The 16,632-nt window shown below is 61.0% G+C and carries 13 protein-coding genes; 10 read left to right on the forward strand and 3 right to left on the reverse strand.

Translation table 11 applies throughout. The features are described 5' to 3' along the window. Window positions 1-13: 13 nt before the first annotated feature. The 6 genes from panC to IV500_RS22270 all read left to right on the forward strand — a co-directional run bounded on the left by panC (window position 14) and on the right by IV500_RS22270 (window position 6,491). Complete coding sequence (panC, locus tag IV500_RS10830) at window positions 14-946, forward strand: pantoate--beta-alanine ligase (protein ID WP_196396824.1); 933 nt, start codon at window positions 14-16, stop codon at window positions 944-946. A gap of 110 nt (window positions 947-1,056) precedes the next feature. Continuing rightward, the gene (gene lysS / locus IV500_RS10835; protein WP_196396881.1) at window positions 1,057-2,523 is read left to right on the forward strand and encodes a lysine--tRNA ligase; all 1,467 of its coding nucleotides are present in this window, start codon (window positions 1,057-1,059) and stop codon (window positions 2,521-2,523) included. A 12-nt stretch (window positions 2,524-2,535) separates the two neighbouring features. Further along, entirely contained in the window at window positions 2,536-2,700 is a 165-nt protein-coding gene (locus tag IV500_RS10840) for a hypothetical protein (protein ID WP_196396891.1), read from the forward strand. Window positions 2,701-2,858: 158 nt separating this feature from the next. Further along, window positions 2,859-3,185 carry a histone-like nucleoid-structuring protein Lsr2 gene (locus tag IV500_RS10845; protein ID WP_196396825.1) on the forward strand — a complete coding sequence of 109 codons (327 nt, stop codon included), beginning with the start codon at window positions 2,859-2,861 and terminating at the stop codon, window positions 3,183-3,185. Between the two features lie 98 nt (window positions 3,186-3,283). Beyond that, on the forward strand, window positions 3,284-5,773 hold the full coding sequence (locus tag IV500_RS10850; protein WP_196396826.1) for an ATP-dependent Clp protease ATP-binding subunit: 2,490 nt from the start codon (window positions 3,284-3,286) through the stop codon (window positions 5,771-5,773). Between the two features lie 229 nt (window positions 5,774-6,002). Next, window positions 6,003-6,491 (forward strand): TMEM175 family protein, encoded by a 489-nt coding sequence (locus IV500_RS22270; protein ID WP_196396882.1) that lies wholly within the window; start codon window positions 6,003-6,005, stop codon window positions 6,489-6,491. A gap of 130 nt (window positions 6,492-6,621) precedes the next feature. On the opposite strand, the gene IV500_RS10860 is transcribed toward IV500_RS22270, so the two are convergent. The 3 genes from IV500_RS10860 to IV500_RS10870 form a co-directional block, all read right to left on the reverse strand. After that, window positions 6,622-10,539 carry a S8 family serine peptidase gene (locus IV500_RS10860; RefSeq protein WP_196396827.1) on the reverse strand — a complete coding sequence of 1,306 codons (3,918 nt, stop codon included), beginning with the start codon at window positions 10,537-10,539 and terminating at the stop codon, window positions 6,622-6,624. A gap of 251 nt (window positions 10,540-10,790) precedes the next feature. After that, on the reverse strand, window positions 10,791-11,864 hold the full coding sequence (locus IV500_RS10865) for a glycosyltransferase family 2 protein (protein WP_230854830.1): 1,074 nt from the start codon (window positions 11,862-11,864) through the stop codon (window positions 10,791-10,793). Window positions 11,865-11,869: 5 nt separating this feature from the next. Then, a complete protein-coding gene (locus IV500_RS10870; protein WP_196396829.1) occupies window positions 11,870-13,348 on the reverse strand; it encodes a polysaccharide pyruvyl transferase family protein in 1,479 nt (492 codons plus the stop codon). Window positions 13,349-13,497: 149 nt separating this feature from the next. Here IV500_RS10870 and IV500_RS10875 point away from each other — a divergent pair, with 149 nt between their 5' ends. The 4 genes from IV500_RS10875 (at window position 13,498) to IV500_RS10890 (ending at window position 16,467) form a co-directional block, all read left to right on the forward strand. Next, the gene (locus IV500_RS10875) at window positions 13,498-14,019 is read left to right on the forward strand and encodes an amino-acid N-acetyltransferase (RefSeq protein ID WP_376770204.1); all 522 of its coding nucleotides are present in this window, start codon (window positions 13,498-13,500) and stop codon (window positions 14,017-14,019) included. A gap of 352 nt (window positions 14,020-14,371) precedes the next feature. Beyond that, window positions 14,372-14,755: a hypothetical protein gene (locus IV500_RS10880; protein ID WP_196396830.1), complete on the forward strand. Its 384-nt coding sequence runs from the start codon at window positions 14,372-14,374 to the stop codon at window positions 14,753-14,755. Between the two features lie 204 nt (window positions 14,756-14,959). Beyond that, on the forward strand, window positions 14,960-16,117 hold the full coding sequence (locus tag IV500_RS22140) for a dienelactone hydrolase family protein (protein WP_312875902.1): 1,158 nt from the start codon (window positions 14,960-14,962) through the stop codon (window positions 16,115-16,117). Window positions 16,118-16,290: 173 nt separating this feature from the next. Next, window positions 16,291-16,467 (forward strand): CsbD family protein, encoded by a 177-nt coding sequence (locus IV500_RS10890; protein WP_196396831.1) that lies wholly within the window; start codon window positions 16,291-16,293, stop codon window positions 16,465-16,467. Window positions 16,468-16,632 lie beyond the last annotated feature (165 nt).

A 16,632-nucleotide genomic window follows, 5' to 3' on the forward strand; every position in this document is an offset into this window, starting at 1 on the left:
AGCGAATAAAATTATGGCCATCGCGCTTGCCACCACTATCGCCGGGCTCCGGAAAGCCAGTGCGGCTCTGCTGGCGGAAAAAAGCCGGGCGTCCGGCTACGAGGGGACGGCGGGAGGTGCCGCCGGGCCTGCGCGGCTGCCATCGCTGGGCCTCGTGCCGACAATGGGTGCCCTGCATGCCGGCCATGCCGGCTTGGCGCAGGCTGCGGTGGAGCACAACGACGTCGTCATCGCCAGCATCTTTGTCAACGCTTTGCAGTTCGGTGATCCGGCAGATCTGGACCGCTATCCCCGCACGTTTGAGGCGGATATGGCTCTGCTTGAGGCAGCGGGGGTGGACCTGGTCTTTGCTCCCTCCGCACTTGAGATGTATCCGGGCGGGGAGCCGTTGGTCCGCGTGGCGGCAGGGCGCTTAGGCCAGAAGTACGAGGGGGCCTCCAGACCGGGACATTTTGACGGCGCACTGACGGTGGTCGCTAAACTGCTGCACGTCTGCCAGCCGGCGGTGGGGAATTACCGGGCGTATTTTGGCCAAAAAGATGCTCAGCAATTGGTCCTGGTCCGGCAAATGGCGAATGATTTGAATTTTCCCGTCGAGATAGTCGCGGTCCCGACGGTGCGCAGTGCCGAAGGCCTGGCGCTTTCCAGCCGAAACCGCTTCCTTTCCATTACCGAACGTGACGCGTCGCTGGTGCTTTCCCGGGCACTGAGACTCCTACGCGACCGCGCGGATCAGCACATTCCGCTGGATCCTGAGTCGGTGCTTGAAATGATCAAAAGCCAACCGATAACTCAATTGGATTATCTTGAGATTGTCGACCCCCAGACGTTGGAGCCGAGGGCGGAAAACTGCCGCGAAACACCTTTCACCGGTGAGGCGCTGGCACTGGTCGCAGCCCGGGTTGGCCCTGTCCGGCTGATCGACAGTATGCCTTTGGGGTACTGACCGGACCGGGGTGCGCAGCTGGGAAGCGTACCCAGTTCCACAGACTAAACTTGTCTACCGTGAGCAATGACAAAACCTTGACCCCAGAAGCCGTGGAAGTCCCGGAGCAGATGCAGGTCCGGATGGAAAAGCGGGCCGAGCTGATTGAAACGGGCGCGCAGGCCTATCCCGTCGGCGTCGAGCTTACCCACACGCTGGCACAGATCCGCGCCAAGTACCCGGAACTGGCGGCTGATGAAACCACCGGCGAAATCGTCGGTGTAGCCGGCCGCGTTGTTTTTATCCGCAACACCGGCAAGCTGTGCTTCGCCACCCTCCAGGCCGGTGACGGAACGCGGCTGCAGGCCATGCTCAGCCTGGCGGCGGTAGGGGAACCGGCGCTGGTGGACTGGAAGGCACTGGTGGATCTGGGGGACCACGTATTCATTCATGGGGAGGTCATCAGTTCACGGCGCGGTGAGCTTTCCATCATGGCGGACTCGTGGCGGATGGCTTCCAAGGCGCTGCGGCCGCTGCCGGTGCTGCACGCGGAGCTGTCCGAAGAAATGCGGGTCCGTCAGCGCTACGTCGACCTAATTGTGCGCCAGGATGCCCGGGAGCAGGTCAGGACACGCTCGGCGATTGTCCGGGCCATCAGGGACACCCTGCACGGCGAGGATTACATTGAGCTGGAAACGCCTATTCTTCAGCTGGTGCACGGTGGGGCAGCCGCCCGGCCGTTCCGGACACATCTTAATGCTTTCGATCAGCCTATGACCTTGCGCATCGCGATCGAGCTTTATCTTAAGCGGGCCGTGGTCGGCGGAATTGACAAGGTTTTCGAAGTAGGCCGCATTTTCCGCAACGAGGGCGTTGATTCCACGCACAGCCCGGAATTCACCATGCTTGAGGCCTATGAAGCCTACGGGGACCAATTCAGTATGGCCAGGATCATGCAGCGCATAGTTTTGGCGTGCGCCGACGCTGCCGGCTCGCGGACCATACAGACGCCGCGCGGGACGGTAGAGCTCGACGGCGAGTGGCCTTGGCTGCCGCTGTACCGGGGGCTTTCCGACGCTATCGGGGAGGAGATAACTCCGGAGACGACGGCATCGCAGCTTCGCGTCATTGCCGCCCGGCACGCTCTGCCGGTGGATCCCGCGTGGGATGCCGAGAAGCTGGCGGTGGAGCTCTTTGGCGAAATTGTGGAGCCGACGCTGATCCAGCCGACCTTCGTCTGTGACTATCCGCCGTCGGCCCAGCCGCTGGCCCGCCCGCACCGCACGGATGGACGGCTCATTGAGGCGTGGGATCTGATCATTGACGGCAGGGAAACCGGTACCGCATTTTCCGAATTAGTGGACCCGGTGATTCAGCGTGAGCGGCTTACCGCGCAGTCACTGCAGGCTGCGGCAGGGGATCCGGAGGCCATGGCGCTCGATGAGGACTTCCTGCGGGCGCTGGAGTATGGGGCGCCCCCCATGGGTGGCCTGGGCCTTGGCGTGGATCGGCTGGTAATGCTGTTTACCGGGGTGGGAATACGCGAGGCGATTCTCTTCCCCCTGATGAAGCCCGAAAGCCTCCCAAAACCCGAATAGAAGAGGGAAACAATGGATTTTCTGGCAGCTATGGTTCCATACCTGGCGGTTATCGTTCCGTCAGCGGCGCTTGCGGCGCTATTTTATTTCGCCATGAAGGCAATTTTCAATGCCGACAGATCGGAACGCGACGCCTTGGCACAAGCCGAGCGCGAAGCTGACGAAAGACTCGACTAAAAGCTTAATTTTCCACAGTCGAATCAATTATCTTTGACTGCACACTCACAGAGCGCCATACTTAATATGGAAATGAATTGGGAATAGCAATCGTCTGCAAAGTACGGTCCGCTATATTTCCGGTTCAGCGGATCCGGGAATCTAGGTAAGGGGTTCTGATGGCGCAAAAAGTTGAAATCACGTTGGTCGATGACATTGACGAGGGCCCCGCGGATGAGAATGTCCGTTTTGCGCTCGACGGCGTCAGTTACGAAATCGACCTTTCGGCGGCCCATGCCGGTGAGTTGCGTGAAGCGTTGGGAGTTTATCTTGCGAAGGGCCGACGAGTCACGGGCCGAGTGGCAAAAGGCCGCTCAGGGGCCTCTCCCAAGGGTCAGGATGTGGGCCAGATCAGGCGCTGGGCGCGGGAAAACGGTTACCCCGTCCGCGAACGCGGCAGGATACAGGCGGAAATCCAAGAGGCTTACTTCAACGCCAACGGCTGACTTTCCCGGGCGTCATATTTCCCCTGTGGCGAACAAGCACCCACGAAGCCCGGTACCTGCGTAGCATCAAAGTACGCAGTAGCTAGGAGTGTGGCGCAATGTTTGAGAGATTCACTGATCGAGCCCGACGTGTTGTCGTGCTGGCCCAAGAAGAGGCCCGCATGCTCAACCATAACTACATCGGCACTGAGCACATTCTGCTCGGTCTCATCCACGAGGGTGAAGGTGTCGCAGCAAAGGCACTTGAGTCGCTGAGCATTTCCCTTGATGGCGTGCGCGAGCAGGTCCAGGAAATCATTGGTCAAGGACAGCAGGCGCCCAGCGGACATATCCCGTTCACGCCGCGGGCCAAGAAGGTACTGGAGCTCTCGCTGCGCGAGGCACTACAGCTCGGCCACAACTACATCGGCACAGAGCACATTCTGCTTGGTCTGATCCGCGAGGGTGAAGGCGTTGCCGCGCAGGTACTGGTTAAGCTCGGTGCTGACCTGAATCGGGTACGCCAGCAGGTCATCCAGCTGCTGTCCGGATACCAGGGCAAGGAGCCCGTCGCTTCCGGTGCCGGGCAGCAGGAAGGCGCACCCGCCGGGTCTGTGGTTCTGGATCAATTTGGCCGGAACCTGACTCAGGCAGCGCGCGAAAACAAACTGGACCCTGTTATCGGACGCGAACACGAGATGGAACGCGTCATGCAGGTCCTCTCGCGCCGTACCAAGAACAATCCTGTCCTGATCGGTGAACCGGGTGTCGGCAAGACGGCCGTCGTCGAAGGCCTGGCCCAGGCGATTGTGCGTGGAGATGTTCCGGAAACCATCCGGGACAAGCAGTTGTACACCCTGGACCTCGGCTCGCTCGTGGCCGGGTCCCGGTACCGCGGTGATTTTGAGGAACGCCTGAAGAAGGTCCTCAAAGAGATCCGTACCCGCGGGGACATCATCTTGTTTATTGACGAGATCCACACCCTCGTAGGCGCAGGCGCGGCCGAGGGTGCCATCGATGCTGCCTCCATCCTGAAGCCAATGCTGGCCCGCGGTGAGCTGCAGACCATCGGTGCCACCACCTTGGATGAGTACCGCAAACACATTGAAAAGGATGCTGCGCTGGAGCGCCGTTTCCAGCCGATCCAAGTGGCGGAGCCGAATGTGGTCCACACGATCGAAATCCTCAAGGGACTTCGTGACCGTTACGAGGCGCACCACCGCGTTTCCATCACGGATGGAGCTTTGGCCGCAGCCGCCACGCTCTCGGAGCGCTACATCAGCGACCGTTTCCTGCCGGACAAGGCAATTGACCTTATCGATGAGGCAGGTGCCCGGCTGCGCATCCGGCGGATGACGGCACCGCCGGAGCTCAAGGTCATGGACGGCAACATTGCCGAGGTCAAGCGGGAGAAGGAATCCGCCATTGACGCCCAGGACTTCGAGGGTGCAGCTTCGCTGCGTGACAAGGAGCAAAAACTCATTGCCGCGCGGGCGGAAAAAGAACGCAAATGGAAGTCCGGCGGCCTGGATGACATTTCCGAGGTTGATGAGGAATTGATCGCTGAAGTGCTGGCCAACTCGACCGGCATCCCGGTCTTCAAGCTCACGGAGGAAGAATCCTCGCGTCTGCTGAAGATGGAAGACGAACTGCACAAGCGTGTGGTGGGCCAGAATGAGGCCATCAAATCCATCTCGCAGGCTATCCGGCGCACCCGTGCCGGGCTGAAGGACCCCAAGCGTCCGGGCGGCTCGTTCATCTTTGCCGGCCCCACCGGCGTCGGTAAGACGGAGCTGGCCAAGGCGCTGGCGGAATTCCTCTTCGGCGACGAAGACGCGCTCATTACGCTGGACATGTCCGAGTACTCGGAGAAGCACACCGTCTCGCGGCTCTTCGGTGCCCCTCCGGGCTACGTGGGCTATGAGGAAGGCGGACAGCTGACCGAAAAGGTCCGCCGCCGGCCGTTCTCGGTGGTGCTCTTCGATGAGGTGGAGAAGGCCCACTCTGATCTGTTCAATTCGCTCCTGCAGATCCTCGAAGACGGCCGTCTGACGGACAGCCAGGGCCGGGTGGTGGACTTCAAGAACACGATCATTATTATGACCACCAACCTCGGTACCCGGGACATCTCCAAGAGTGTGGCCACCGGCTTCCAGTCCGGCACGGATATACAGACCGGCTACAACCGGATGCGCGCCCGGGTCACGGAAGAGCTCAAGCAGCACTTCCGTCCCGAGTTCCTGAACCGCGTGGACGATGTTGTGGTGTTCCCGCAGCTGACCCAGACGGAAATCATCGAGATTGTCGATATGTTCGTCGCCAGGCTGGAAAAGCGGATGCAGGATAAGGACATGGGCATCGAGCTGACCGGTGCCGCCAAGGTATTGCTGGCCACCCGCGGTTACGATCCCGCGATGGGTGCCCGGCCGCTGCGCCGCACCATCCAGCGCGAAATCGAGGACCAGCTGTCCGAGAAGATCCTCTTCGGCGAGATCAAGGCTGGAGATATCGTTGCCATTGATGTAACCGGGGAGGGCGACGACGCCAAGTTCACCTTCGAGGGAACGTCGAAGCCGCGCGTCCCGGACGCATTGCCCGCAGGCGCCTAGCAGCAGCAGGCTAAACTGCGTAGAAACTCCGTAAAAACTGCGCGGTGAGTGCGGCGGACTTCCCCTACAACTATGGTGTAAGGGAAGATCGCCGCACTCACTTTTTTGTGCATCGGGCCGCTCCGGGCTGGTCAAGCCGGATCTGGAGGCTTAGGTTCAGGATGTGAATGGAAATGAGCCCGCGAGGAGCATCCTCAGCCTGCCCGAACGGCTTCGTGCCCGAGCGACCATGCTCCAGCACGGCAGTTCCACAGATCGCACGGTTTTCTTCTCGGATGCTGTCTTCGCCATCGCGATGACGCTGCTGGTGCAGGACTTGAAACTGCCCGATTTTCCTGCGGATGCCGGGGCCGGTGCTGTTTCCGATGCTCTTGCCGCAAAAGTTCCGGCGCTGGGAAGCTCTATCCTGAGTTTTGCGCTGGTCGGCAGAACGTGGCTGAATCATCACCGGCGCTTCGGTGCCATCACCCGGTATGACGGCAAGCTACAGGTCTGCCGGTGCCGACCAGTATCCTTTTTGAGGCAGTTGGGAATTCGTCCTGGCCGCCCATTCTCTATGCCGTTACTGTTTCGGGCAGCACCACCGCAGTTTGGGCGGTCTTCCTGCTCTCGGTTCCGGTGGCGGAATCGGTTCCGGTGGCGGAAATTCGCCGCCGCCCAGACGCTGCTGTTTGCGGCCCAGGACAGCTCTGCTAAGCCTGCCGCGCCCCAGCAGTAACAGTTGCTTTCCTCATCGGACCCGTATCCGGTGCCGAGTGCTTGCTGGACGGACGCAAGAGAGGTGGCCCGGAAGTCTTCCGGGCCACCTCAATTGGTTACTTGCTATTCACCTTCCGTGCTGGGCCCGGTTACGGGACCAGCGGGTTGCACCCCCCGTTGGCACCTTCATAGGTGTCCAGGCGGTGGATGAATGCTGCCATCGCCTCGCGGGTGTTGGCTTCCACGGGGTGGTAGCTTCCATCCGGGTAACCGGTGGAGATCTCCGTGTCACCCATCCAGGAGATTTCTTTGTAGAACTGGTTGTTGGTTGCGACATCCGTGAACGCGGAGGTTGCGGGGGCCTGGTAGTCCTTGGCAGCCGGGATCATGCAGTAGTCCCCGGCGAATCGCTTCAGGAAGGCGGCCATCGCATCACGGTTTACAGCGGACAACGGCCGGTAAGACCCGTCGTCATATCCCATGGACAGCCCCGTCGAGGACATCCAGGACATTTCCTTGTAATACTGGGTGTTCGCGTTGATGTCCGTGAAGGGCGACTTTGTGGGGGCGGAGTACGCCGGTGAACCAGCCAGGCGGTAAAGGAACGCCGCCATGGCGTCGCGGTTCATCGTCTCGTAGGGCCGATAGGTACCATCCGGGTATCCGGTAGTCAGGCCCTTGTCTGCCATCCAGTTAATGTCCGCCTCGAACTTCGTTCCGGGTACATCGCTGAAGCGGAGCTGCCCATTTTCAGTCGGGACAACCTCAGCCTTCTGGTCCGTAGCGTTATGCAGGTGCAGGAACAGCGCTTGGGACTTGACGTCTTTCGACGCCCGGTTCACGGTCAGCTGTGTTGCATCTGCGTCGACGAACAGTGAATCGGCGGCGCCACCTTCGAACCACAGATCAGGGGTGACCGGGTTGAAGGAGACGGCGGGGGATGTATCCACCGGCACATTCTTACCCGTGTTGTCGATGCTGTAGGCACTCGTGGTGATCACCTGGTAAGTGAACGGTGCCGGCTTCGTGACATCCACACCGAGTGCCGACGCGAGCACCGGCAGCATGATCGTGTTGGTGTCGTAGGTGTTGGTGTCCGTGTCGCCAAGGAGACCGTTCGCGAACTCCTGGTCCACCGTCTCGGTAGTGCCGTCGGCATTCAGCTTGTCGGTGACGACGAGGATGCCGTCATAGCCCTTTGCGACGGTGGTGTACGTCTGGAAATCAGACTTACCGTCGCCATTGGTGTCGATTTCGACGCTGATCCCGCTGGCCGCCAGCAATGCCGGCCAATTGCCCCAGGTGCTGACACCAAAGTTGATCATGCCGTCGGCGGGATCGCCACCTGCCTTAAGGATGGCGGGAACCGTCGAGGATGCTCCAACGTACTGCAGGTCCATGGACTTGTTCGTGATCGTCGCGACCGGATTGTCTGCCTTACGCTCGCTGCTCGCACCGAGTTCGAACGGAGCCACAATGGAGAGGTACTGCTCCGTCCCCGTGCCCTGCATAATGCCGCGGCCTGAGAGGGTCGCAGCTGTTGTGTTTTCCGAGGGCTTGAAAGTGATCTTCGGGCCGGCGGTCATTGTGGCGACCGGCTTAGGGGCTGCATAGACCGGAACCCGCAGAGTGGGTGAAGAATCCGACTTCAGCTGCACCCGGCCGGAGGCATCCGCAAGGAACGTGCGCGGAAGGCCCAGCTGGGTAGCGGACATCGTCGGATCCAGTGACTTTGCCAGCTTGGTGGGATCGGCCACCGTCATCGTGACGGAGACTTCGGCCGCCGAGGAGTTCGCCGGCACAATGATCGAAGCCGGAGAGACGCTATACACGACGCCCGGCATCTGGGTGGCAGGCAGGTAGGACGCGGCGAACGTCTGCGGTGTGTTGCTGCGGTTCTGCACGGTGATCTTCTTCGTCACCGTGACAGCCTTGTCCGCTACCTCGACAACGCCGAAGTTGACGCTGGTCAGAGTCGGATCATCGGTGGCGTAGGCCAGAACATTGTCGCTGACAGCATCCAATGCGTTGACCCGGCCGGAACCTACCCGGTTGGGTCCATAGGCCACATTGCCGGTCATGATGTCCACATTGGCAGTGTTCATGATGGTGCTCTTTACCTGGTATGGCGTCATCTTGCCCGTTGCAAACAACAGGGCAGCGATGCCGGCCACATGCGGGGTAGCCATCGAGGTACCGCTCATGACGGCAATCCCGTTACCGGAACCGACACCAACGGAGCCAATCGAGGTCCCGGGAGCTGCAACGTCAGGCTTGACGATGCCGTTGGAACCGTGGACTCCACGGGAGGAACTGGAATTGAGCGTATCGAGGGCGTTGGTAGCGGCAGAGGCAGCACCCTTGAATGCCGGGTTCAACTGGATCTGCAGAGTGCCTGCCTTGGCGGCGGGGGTCAGCGAGTCTGTTGCCGCCTTGTTGAACTGAACACCCGGGATCGTCGCGTTGCCGGCAATGCCTGCTTCGAAGACGGTGCGCTGGGAATTGAAGACAACGCCCTTGGCGCCGGCCTTCTCGGCATTGTTGAACCGGTCCGCGGAGCCACATTTGCGGGTGGCGTCGTTGTCATCCCAACTGAGCATCACCCACTTACCGGCAAAGGCCGCGGCCTCCTCGGTGCTGAATTCTGTACACCCGGTATTGTTCGAATCCGGCGCAAACTGGACAGTACCTTTGAGCATGGCCGGTGTAACCGAAGGATCCGAGTAATTAAAGTTGGACGAATACTGACCGGCAACGGAACCAGCCTTGTCTGCGGGAGCCAGCACGTCAATCCGGTCCACGGCGGCCTGCGAACCAACACTGTTGGCTACGGTCAAGGAGGACTTTGCGTTGCCCGGGGAGCCACCGATGTCATAAAAATCGCCGGCATTTCCGGACGCCACTACGGAGAGCACGCCAAGACCGGTCAGTGCATCGACGATGTCATTTTCCGGGTCATCGGTGGGAGAGTAGTCCGAACCAAGCGACATATTGACCACATTGGCACGGTCGCTGAAGTCGCCGTCATTATTGGGGTCCAGCACCTTGTCGAGGGCAAGGCCGACAACGTCGGAGGAACCTTCACACCCAAAGACGCGCAGCGAGACGAGTTTGGCCATCGGAGCCGAGCCGGGTCCGATCTTCATCTCGTTGACTTTGGCCGCCGTCAGGCTGCTGTAGTCACCGGCAAAGGTGCTGCCGTCAGCGTTCAATCCGTATCCGGCAGCGGTGCCGGCAACATGGCTGCCGTGTCCGCCGCAGTCCAGCGGATTGCCGTCCGGACGTGGTTTTTGCTTTGCGGGGTCTGTTGAGCCGGCATCGTAGTCATCCCCGACCAGATCCCAGCCACCGGCGAACTTAGCCGTGTCATAGAGACCTGCGCTGGCCGGCGGAAGGTCCGTCATGGCCTTGGCCGCGGCAAAGGCTGCAGTGGTTCCCGGTCCACCGAAATCCGCGTGTGTGTAGTCCAGGCCGGTGTCCAGCACAGCGATCGTTGCGCCCTCCCCGGTCTGGTGCTTCTGCACCCAGGCATCGAGCGCCTTGGTGTCGATGTCGGTGCCCTTATTCTGGTATGACTTCGACACGATCGGAGTGATCTTGACGACGTCGTCACGGTTGGCCAGCGCCCGGACCTTGGCAGCGTCGCCAATAATTGCCACACCGGGAAGAGTGTTGGTGGTGGTGTAGATCTGCTCGGCCGATGCTTCACTGGCGACGGACTGTGCCTTGGCTTCAATGCCGGCGCGGAGCTGTTTGACCAGCTCCGATTTGTCCACCGGTGCCTTTGTGCCGTCCTGGACCTGCTGCGGCTGCGTGGCGGCAAAAGTGCCTTGGCCCTTGAACTGGACATACACGGAAACCGGGCCCGAGGCGGAACTGAGACTTCCACCCATCTTTTGGACCGGTTTCAGCTGTACTGGTACTTTCTGACCTGAAATCCCTGCGGCCAGATTACTGGGTGGGTTGGCATCGTCGGCCATGGCTGCGTTGCCCATGGTTGCGACCATGGTCACTCCCGTCAGAATCGCCAGAATTTGTGATCTGGCTCGACGTGATTGCTTACTCATCGAACTCCTCATGCAGGATCGCCACGGCGGTGCTGAGCCGTGCATGAGGTTAGTGCTGCCCCCAGGCGCCGTGGCTATACGGTGAAATGGGGGATATCCGAGCGGAATACCCGGGCCCCCGGCGGCGGCTCCTCCAACAGAGGTGCAGCCACTGCTTCTACCCTTGTGTGTAATGACTGACATGTAAAGACTTTTTGCAGATTTTTTACAGCCTCTTTACAGCCGCCTGTGTTTCGTCCTGCAAGCCAGCCTCAGCGACGAGGGTCTGCGTGTGCGTGGTTGCCGGTTTCCGTTCGGGGTGCGTTCTGCCCTCGTTTGGTAATCCGTTCCCTGAATCGATTGAATTGGCGGCGGACTACACCACGTTGACCCGCGCCAACGCGCCCGGTTTCGAAACGATCCAAGCGGGCACTCTGACCGCTGACCGCATCGAGTAGTTCCTGCAGCTTGCGCTCAATGTGGTCTGCACGCAGCTGGAATTCATGGGATTGGCGGTCCTGAAGTTTGGTGAGGTAGAGCAAAGCACCGACGCCGTGCGTTTCGACGTAGGCTTTCAGGTACTGCTCCCGTACCAGAAGGTCGTATTTGCGGTGGTCATCGCTGCGGGCGGTGAAGCTGTTGCCCATGTCGCCGGTGGCTTCTCGGCGTTGGTTCCAGTAGGCGCGGGCTTCGCCGTCGATAAAGCCGATGCTGAAGCGGCTAGCGAATCGCAGGTGGAATTCCCAGTCTCCGACAGCGGGGAGGGACTCATCGTAAAAACCGATCTGGTCGTGAACGGACCGTCGGTAAAGGAAAGAGATCGGTACCCCGCGGTTATGGCGGAGGAGATCGAACAATGTTATTTCGGTGATGTCCGCCGCAAACCGTTCACGGCCCACAACTTCGATTCGGTCCCCGATAATCCGTTCGTAAACGATGTCTGTCCGAACCATTACCCCCTGGCCGCCCGATGCTATAAGGCAGTCAACTGTTGACTGCAGGAAGTCCGGCCGCCACTGGTCGTCGTCGTCATGGATAGCTATATAGGTTGACTCAGTGGCCCGGATTCCCAGATTCGACGCCGCCTCCATTCCCATCGACGAGGAATTATGCAGCACTTGGATTCGGGCTTGAGCTTCACCGGCGTGCTTGGCGACTATGCTATCGACCGGGCGGGAAGGACCGCCATCGTTGATGATCAACAGCGTCCAGTCGGTGTAGGTCTGGTTGAGGACGTCTCGAATACCCCGGTCCAGGAGCAAGCTGCGGTTCTTTGTCCGCATGATTATGGCGACTGTCGCCGCGGGAACGGCATTCATCGCCCGCGGTTCGTTCTCTGCCGGCATTTCAGTCACTTCGATCGCGCCCGCTTCAACCTGCCGGTTACCTGCCACGCCAAAGAGGCGGCACGGAACGCTTTGGAACCGGATATCTTATCCAATTCGCTGTGAACGCTGTCATTGCCGGCCCCCAGCAGGTGGCAGACATCCCGCTCGCGCTGCAGCTCCAATTCGGCAACGGCTGCCCGAAGCTCTACCGGGCCGCATGCTTCCCGCACGGCTTCTGCCTCCGTTGTCCATGAGCCGTCGGCTGCATATTCTGCAGCCGGGCTGAGGTTCGGTGGCGCTGGCTGGGCCTGCCCCTTAAGCGCCAGCGCGACGGCGTCCCACCAGGCTTGTGACTCCTGCACCCTGCCCCTGCGCAGGTTACGAAGGTGAGCTTCTATCTCCGGCCGGTGTGCCCACGCGGCCAGCACTGCGTCCCGAAAGCCGCCCGTGAGAAGGGATGTGAGCGGGAGGCTGAAGGATCCGAGTCCCCAGTTGCGCAGGGCGCCGGAAAGCCGGACGTCGGAATAATGATCAGTACTCAAGGCGACGGCGGGAACACCGGCTCCTGTGGAGAAAACTGCTGGGTGGTAACGCGAGGTAATAACTATACTGGCGCCGGCGGTCATCGCGGCAGCTTCTTCGGAAGGGAGGACCTCCAGCAATGTGAGCTTCTTCGTCCGCATGGCCGCAGCGATCCGTTCATGTGCATGCAGGTCCTGGTTCCGAAGGGCGGCTGAGTCCATGTGCGGGATGAAAACGATGCCGAGTCCTGACACCTCGGCGAGCTCGTCAAGGACTGCGCCGACGGCACGGTAAAACCCGTCTTCTGCCAGTCCGCCTGTCGCGGCGGAGAACGAAACGCCGATGTACGGATCGTTATCCGACGGTGGGACCGACGCGCCGGAGTCAAGGAAGGCCGCGTCGTCGAGTCCTGCTGACAGCTTGAACTCAGGTAGTCCCAGATCCAGGGCCAATCGGTGCGACTGGAGTTCCCGCGCTCCCACCAAGTCTGCGGATTTAACGAGCCGGGCCAAAGTGGCAGCATCCTTGGAGGTTAGAACCGGCCCAAAAGTCTGCCCGGAAATCACCAGCGGCTTCCCTAGATGTTTGGCCACGGCGGCTACAGCTGCCCGCTCATAAAGAAGCCAGCCGTAGGTCGAGTTCATGTTTCCGCCGCCGGCGATAAGCACCGCATCACAGCTTTGGATGACGCGGAGCAGCTCCCACGCCTGGTCATCCGCCGGCAGCACATCTGCTTCACCCTTCAGAACCCGGAATATCTCATCCAAGTACCTTTCCCGGTCCAACGGTGCCCACGGGAATTCGATGGTCCTGGCGGAGTCCGTCCCGTGCATGTCCCGGGTCTGCGCAGGGTCACGGGAGAGAAGTACCAATTCATCAACCCCACGGCTCCGCAGCTCATTAGCGGCAGCATGCGCAATAGCTTCATCCCCGACGTGATACACGGCTTGGCCTACATCAGCTAAGAGAGCGACCTTCATGAAGTTCCTTCTGAAATGGGTTAATATGCGCTTTCAATTCACTGTCTTCCATCAAATGCCGGAAGTGAACCTCACCAGCTTAACCGCTGGCTTCCAGGCCAGCGAGTAGCGCAGGCCGGCCCGCCTCTGCCCGGCAGTAGTATTGCTGGGTGAGCGCGCCGATAAATGCCCCTGCTATCCAAATCCGCCCCGCCCGTACCAGCGACGTTCGTGCGATCAAGGCCCTGGTTGCGCCGCTGGCGGAACAGCAGATTCTGGTGGCAAAGGAAACCGTGGCTTACTATGAGTCGCTGCAGGAGTTCCGGATCGCGGAGTACGACGGCGAGATCGTAGGCTGCGGCGCCCTGCACGTGATGTGGGAGGATCTGGCCGAAATCCGCACGCTGGCTACTTCCGGCGCCTGGCGCGGACACGGCGTCGGGCATGACCTGACGGAACAGCTACTAAACGAGGCGCGGCAACTGGGCGTCAGCCGCGTCTTCTGCCTGACTTTCGAGGTGGACTTCTTCATCCGGCACGGCTTTACCGTGATGGCAGAGCAGGAGGCCGTTGATCCGAACGTTTATCAGGAGCTGCTGCATTCGCACGATGAGGGCGTAGCTGAGTTCCTTGACCTTGCGCGGGTTAAGCCAAATACCCTCGGAAACACCCGGATGATCCGCAGACTGTAGCTCCGCCGCCCGGGATATCCTCCAGCTTTTTCCCCGGACTTTCATTGCGTCCTCGAAGCGCTTGCTCTTAGACTCGGCAGTATGCTGGCTGGTTCTGTTGAGACGTTCCCACGGCACGTCCTGCGCGCTGCCTGCGGGTGCACCGGACAGCTTAACAAGGAATACGACATCGACCGCTGATAACTTCCAGGGAACTCCCCGCACCCCACCGCGATCCCGGCAGCATCCCGGCGGTTAGCCGGCCAATAGGAAAAGGAGCCCAAATGAAAAACATGCAGGACAAGGTTGTCGTGGTACCTGGCACGAGCGGCGGCGCGTCTCACCTAGCGCTGCCAGGCTGCGGGAAGCGATCATGAGCGGCTTGGAGCTTTTCCGGTCCGGTTACGGCGCGGTGCAACTGGTCCTTCCGCACCTGATCTCGGAGCGCGTGGCCGGATTGCGGCTCGATGACCGCGCTGCGGCGGTGGTCCGGGTGCTCGGTGCCCGGCACCTCCTTCAGGCCGTGGCGGTATCGGCCGTACAGGCTGTCGCTGAGCAGGGATCGTCGTTGTCCGGCACCGCGCATCGGCTCGGCGCCGCGGTGGACGTGCTGCACTCCGCCAGCATGGTGCTGCTCGCTTTGGCGGACGCCAAGCGAAGACGCGCGGCGCTCATGGATGCAGCAGTCGCCTGCCTTTTCGCCGCAGCGGAGTTCTCTGCCAGCCGGCAGCGGGGCATGCCCCGCTCTGGGCGCTGAATCTGCCGGATTACGCTTATACCCCGGCAGGTAAGTATCTGTATGGCCGCGGAATTATGCAAATGCAGCAGACCGGGCGAGTGGGTTATTCGCGGGCAGGCGGAAAATGGAGTCCGTTCTACTTCCGCCGGAGGTGAAATGGGTCGATGGGGTGAATCAGCAGCCGAACAGGCCTAATCTGAGGACAGCAGATGGTAGGACACCGTGACGGAAGGAAAGAAGGGCCCGATGGAAAACGCCAAGGAACCCCCAGCGCAGGAATCCCCGAACAGTGAAGCTCAAAACAATGTCGCCCGGCAGTTGGCCATTCTGGATGTGACCTCCCGGGCCGACGGCCAGACGCCGGAGGAGATCGGTGCAATGCTGCGCGACGCCTTTGCCCGCAGGGGTGCCCCGGCCGCGCCCGACATTTGGCTGGCCACGGTGGCCCGGGACGTATCCGTAGGTACTGCCTATGTCGTAAGCCGTGAAGCGATGGAAGAAGCCGCCCGCAGGATCGCCGGCTCGCTTTCGGTCAGCACTGCCGGTGCGCTCACTTCCGGCCACGCCGCCGGCGCCGGACCTGACGCCGGCTCTGGTACACCGCACCAGCACGACCAGAATGGACTTCCCGCGTTACCGCCTGGCGTTCGCCGGATAACCCTCCCTTCGCTGCTGGCGGAGCAGAGCCCGGAACTGCGCGGTTACCTGGCAATACCTCCGGGTCATGGGCCATGGCCGGCAGTGGTAATGCTCCACGAAGCATTCGCCATTGACGCCGTCATGCTGCGCCAGGTGGCGCGGATGGCCGCGGCCGGTTATCTGGTTCTGATGCCGGATCTTTTCAGCGCGGGAGGCCCGCGGCGCTGCCTGAGCGCGACGTTCCGGGCATTGAAATCGGGTCAGGGCCGCGCCTTTGCGGATATCGAAGCCGCACGCAGGGTGCTGCTGGACCGGGCGGACTGCACCGGCGCGGCAGGCGTGCTCGGATTCTGCATGGGCGGTGGATTCGCGCTCGCATCGGCCGCCCGGGGATTTGGGGCAGCCTCCGTGAACTACGGGATGATCCCCAAGGACGTCTCGGAGGTGCTCGAAGGTGCCTGTCCGATGGTGGCCAGCTATGGTGGCAGGGATCCTCTGCTGACCAGGTCAGTCCCGCGGTTGGAGGCTGCCCTAAAGCAGCATTCCATCATCCATGACATCAAAATCTACCCCGAGGCCGGGCACGCCTTCCTCAACGATTCACCCACCGGCCCCGCGCTGCTGAGACCGGTGCTCAAACTGATTACCGGCGCCGGCCCTGACCCGGAGGCCGCGGCCGATGCTTGGCAGCGAATCGAGGAATTCTTCGGTCAACAACTCAAGCACGGGACCGAAAGCTGAGCCACCGACGGGTCGTCCAGACGTAGCCCCCGACGCGGCAAAGGCGCAAAAAATACCTCGCTGGCTTAGCTTTATTGCCTCGACGTGCCTAGAATAAAAGTGCTTGCTGCCGCACTCGGCACAAGGGGTCCGTCCGTGGACCCGTCATCGTCTACAACGAAAGTGAGCACACTATGGGATTGGGCGACAAGATCAAGAACGCAGCAGAGCATGCGACCGGTAAGGCGAAAGAGACCACCGGAGACGCTACCAACAACGACGATCTCAAGGCCGATGGCATGAAGGATCAGGTCAGCGCGGACGCAAAAAAGGTCGGCGAGAACGTCAAGGACGAGTTTAAAAAGGACTAAGTCTTCCGCCCTGGCGGTGCACAAAACCGGCTGGCGCTGAAGCCGGAGGAGCACCGCAGGTTATTAAAGACACGTTCGACGGCGGCGGATCCCTTAGGGGTCCGCCGCCGTTTTGCCGCCCTATCCAAGGCAGAGGGTGGCAGGTAGGGTTCAAGCAGGGGCGTC

This window comes from Arthrobacter terrae (genome assembly GCF_015708085.1).
GTDB lineage: Bacteria > Actinomycetota > Actinomycetes > Actinomycetales > Micrococcaceae > Arthrobacter_M > Arthrobacter_M terrae.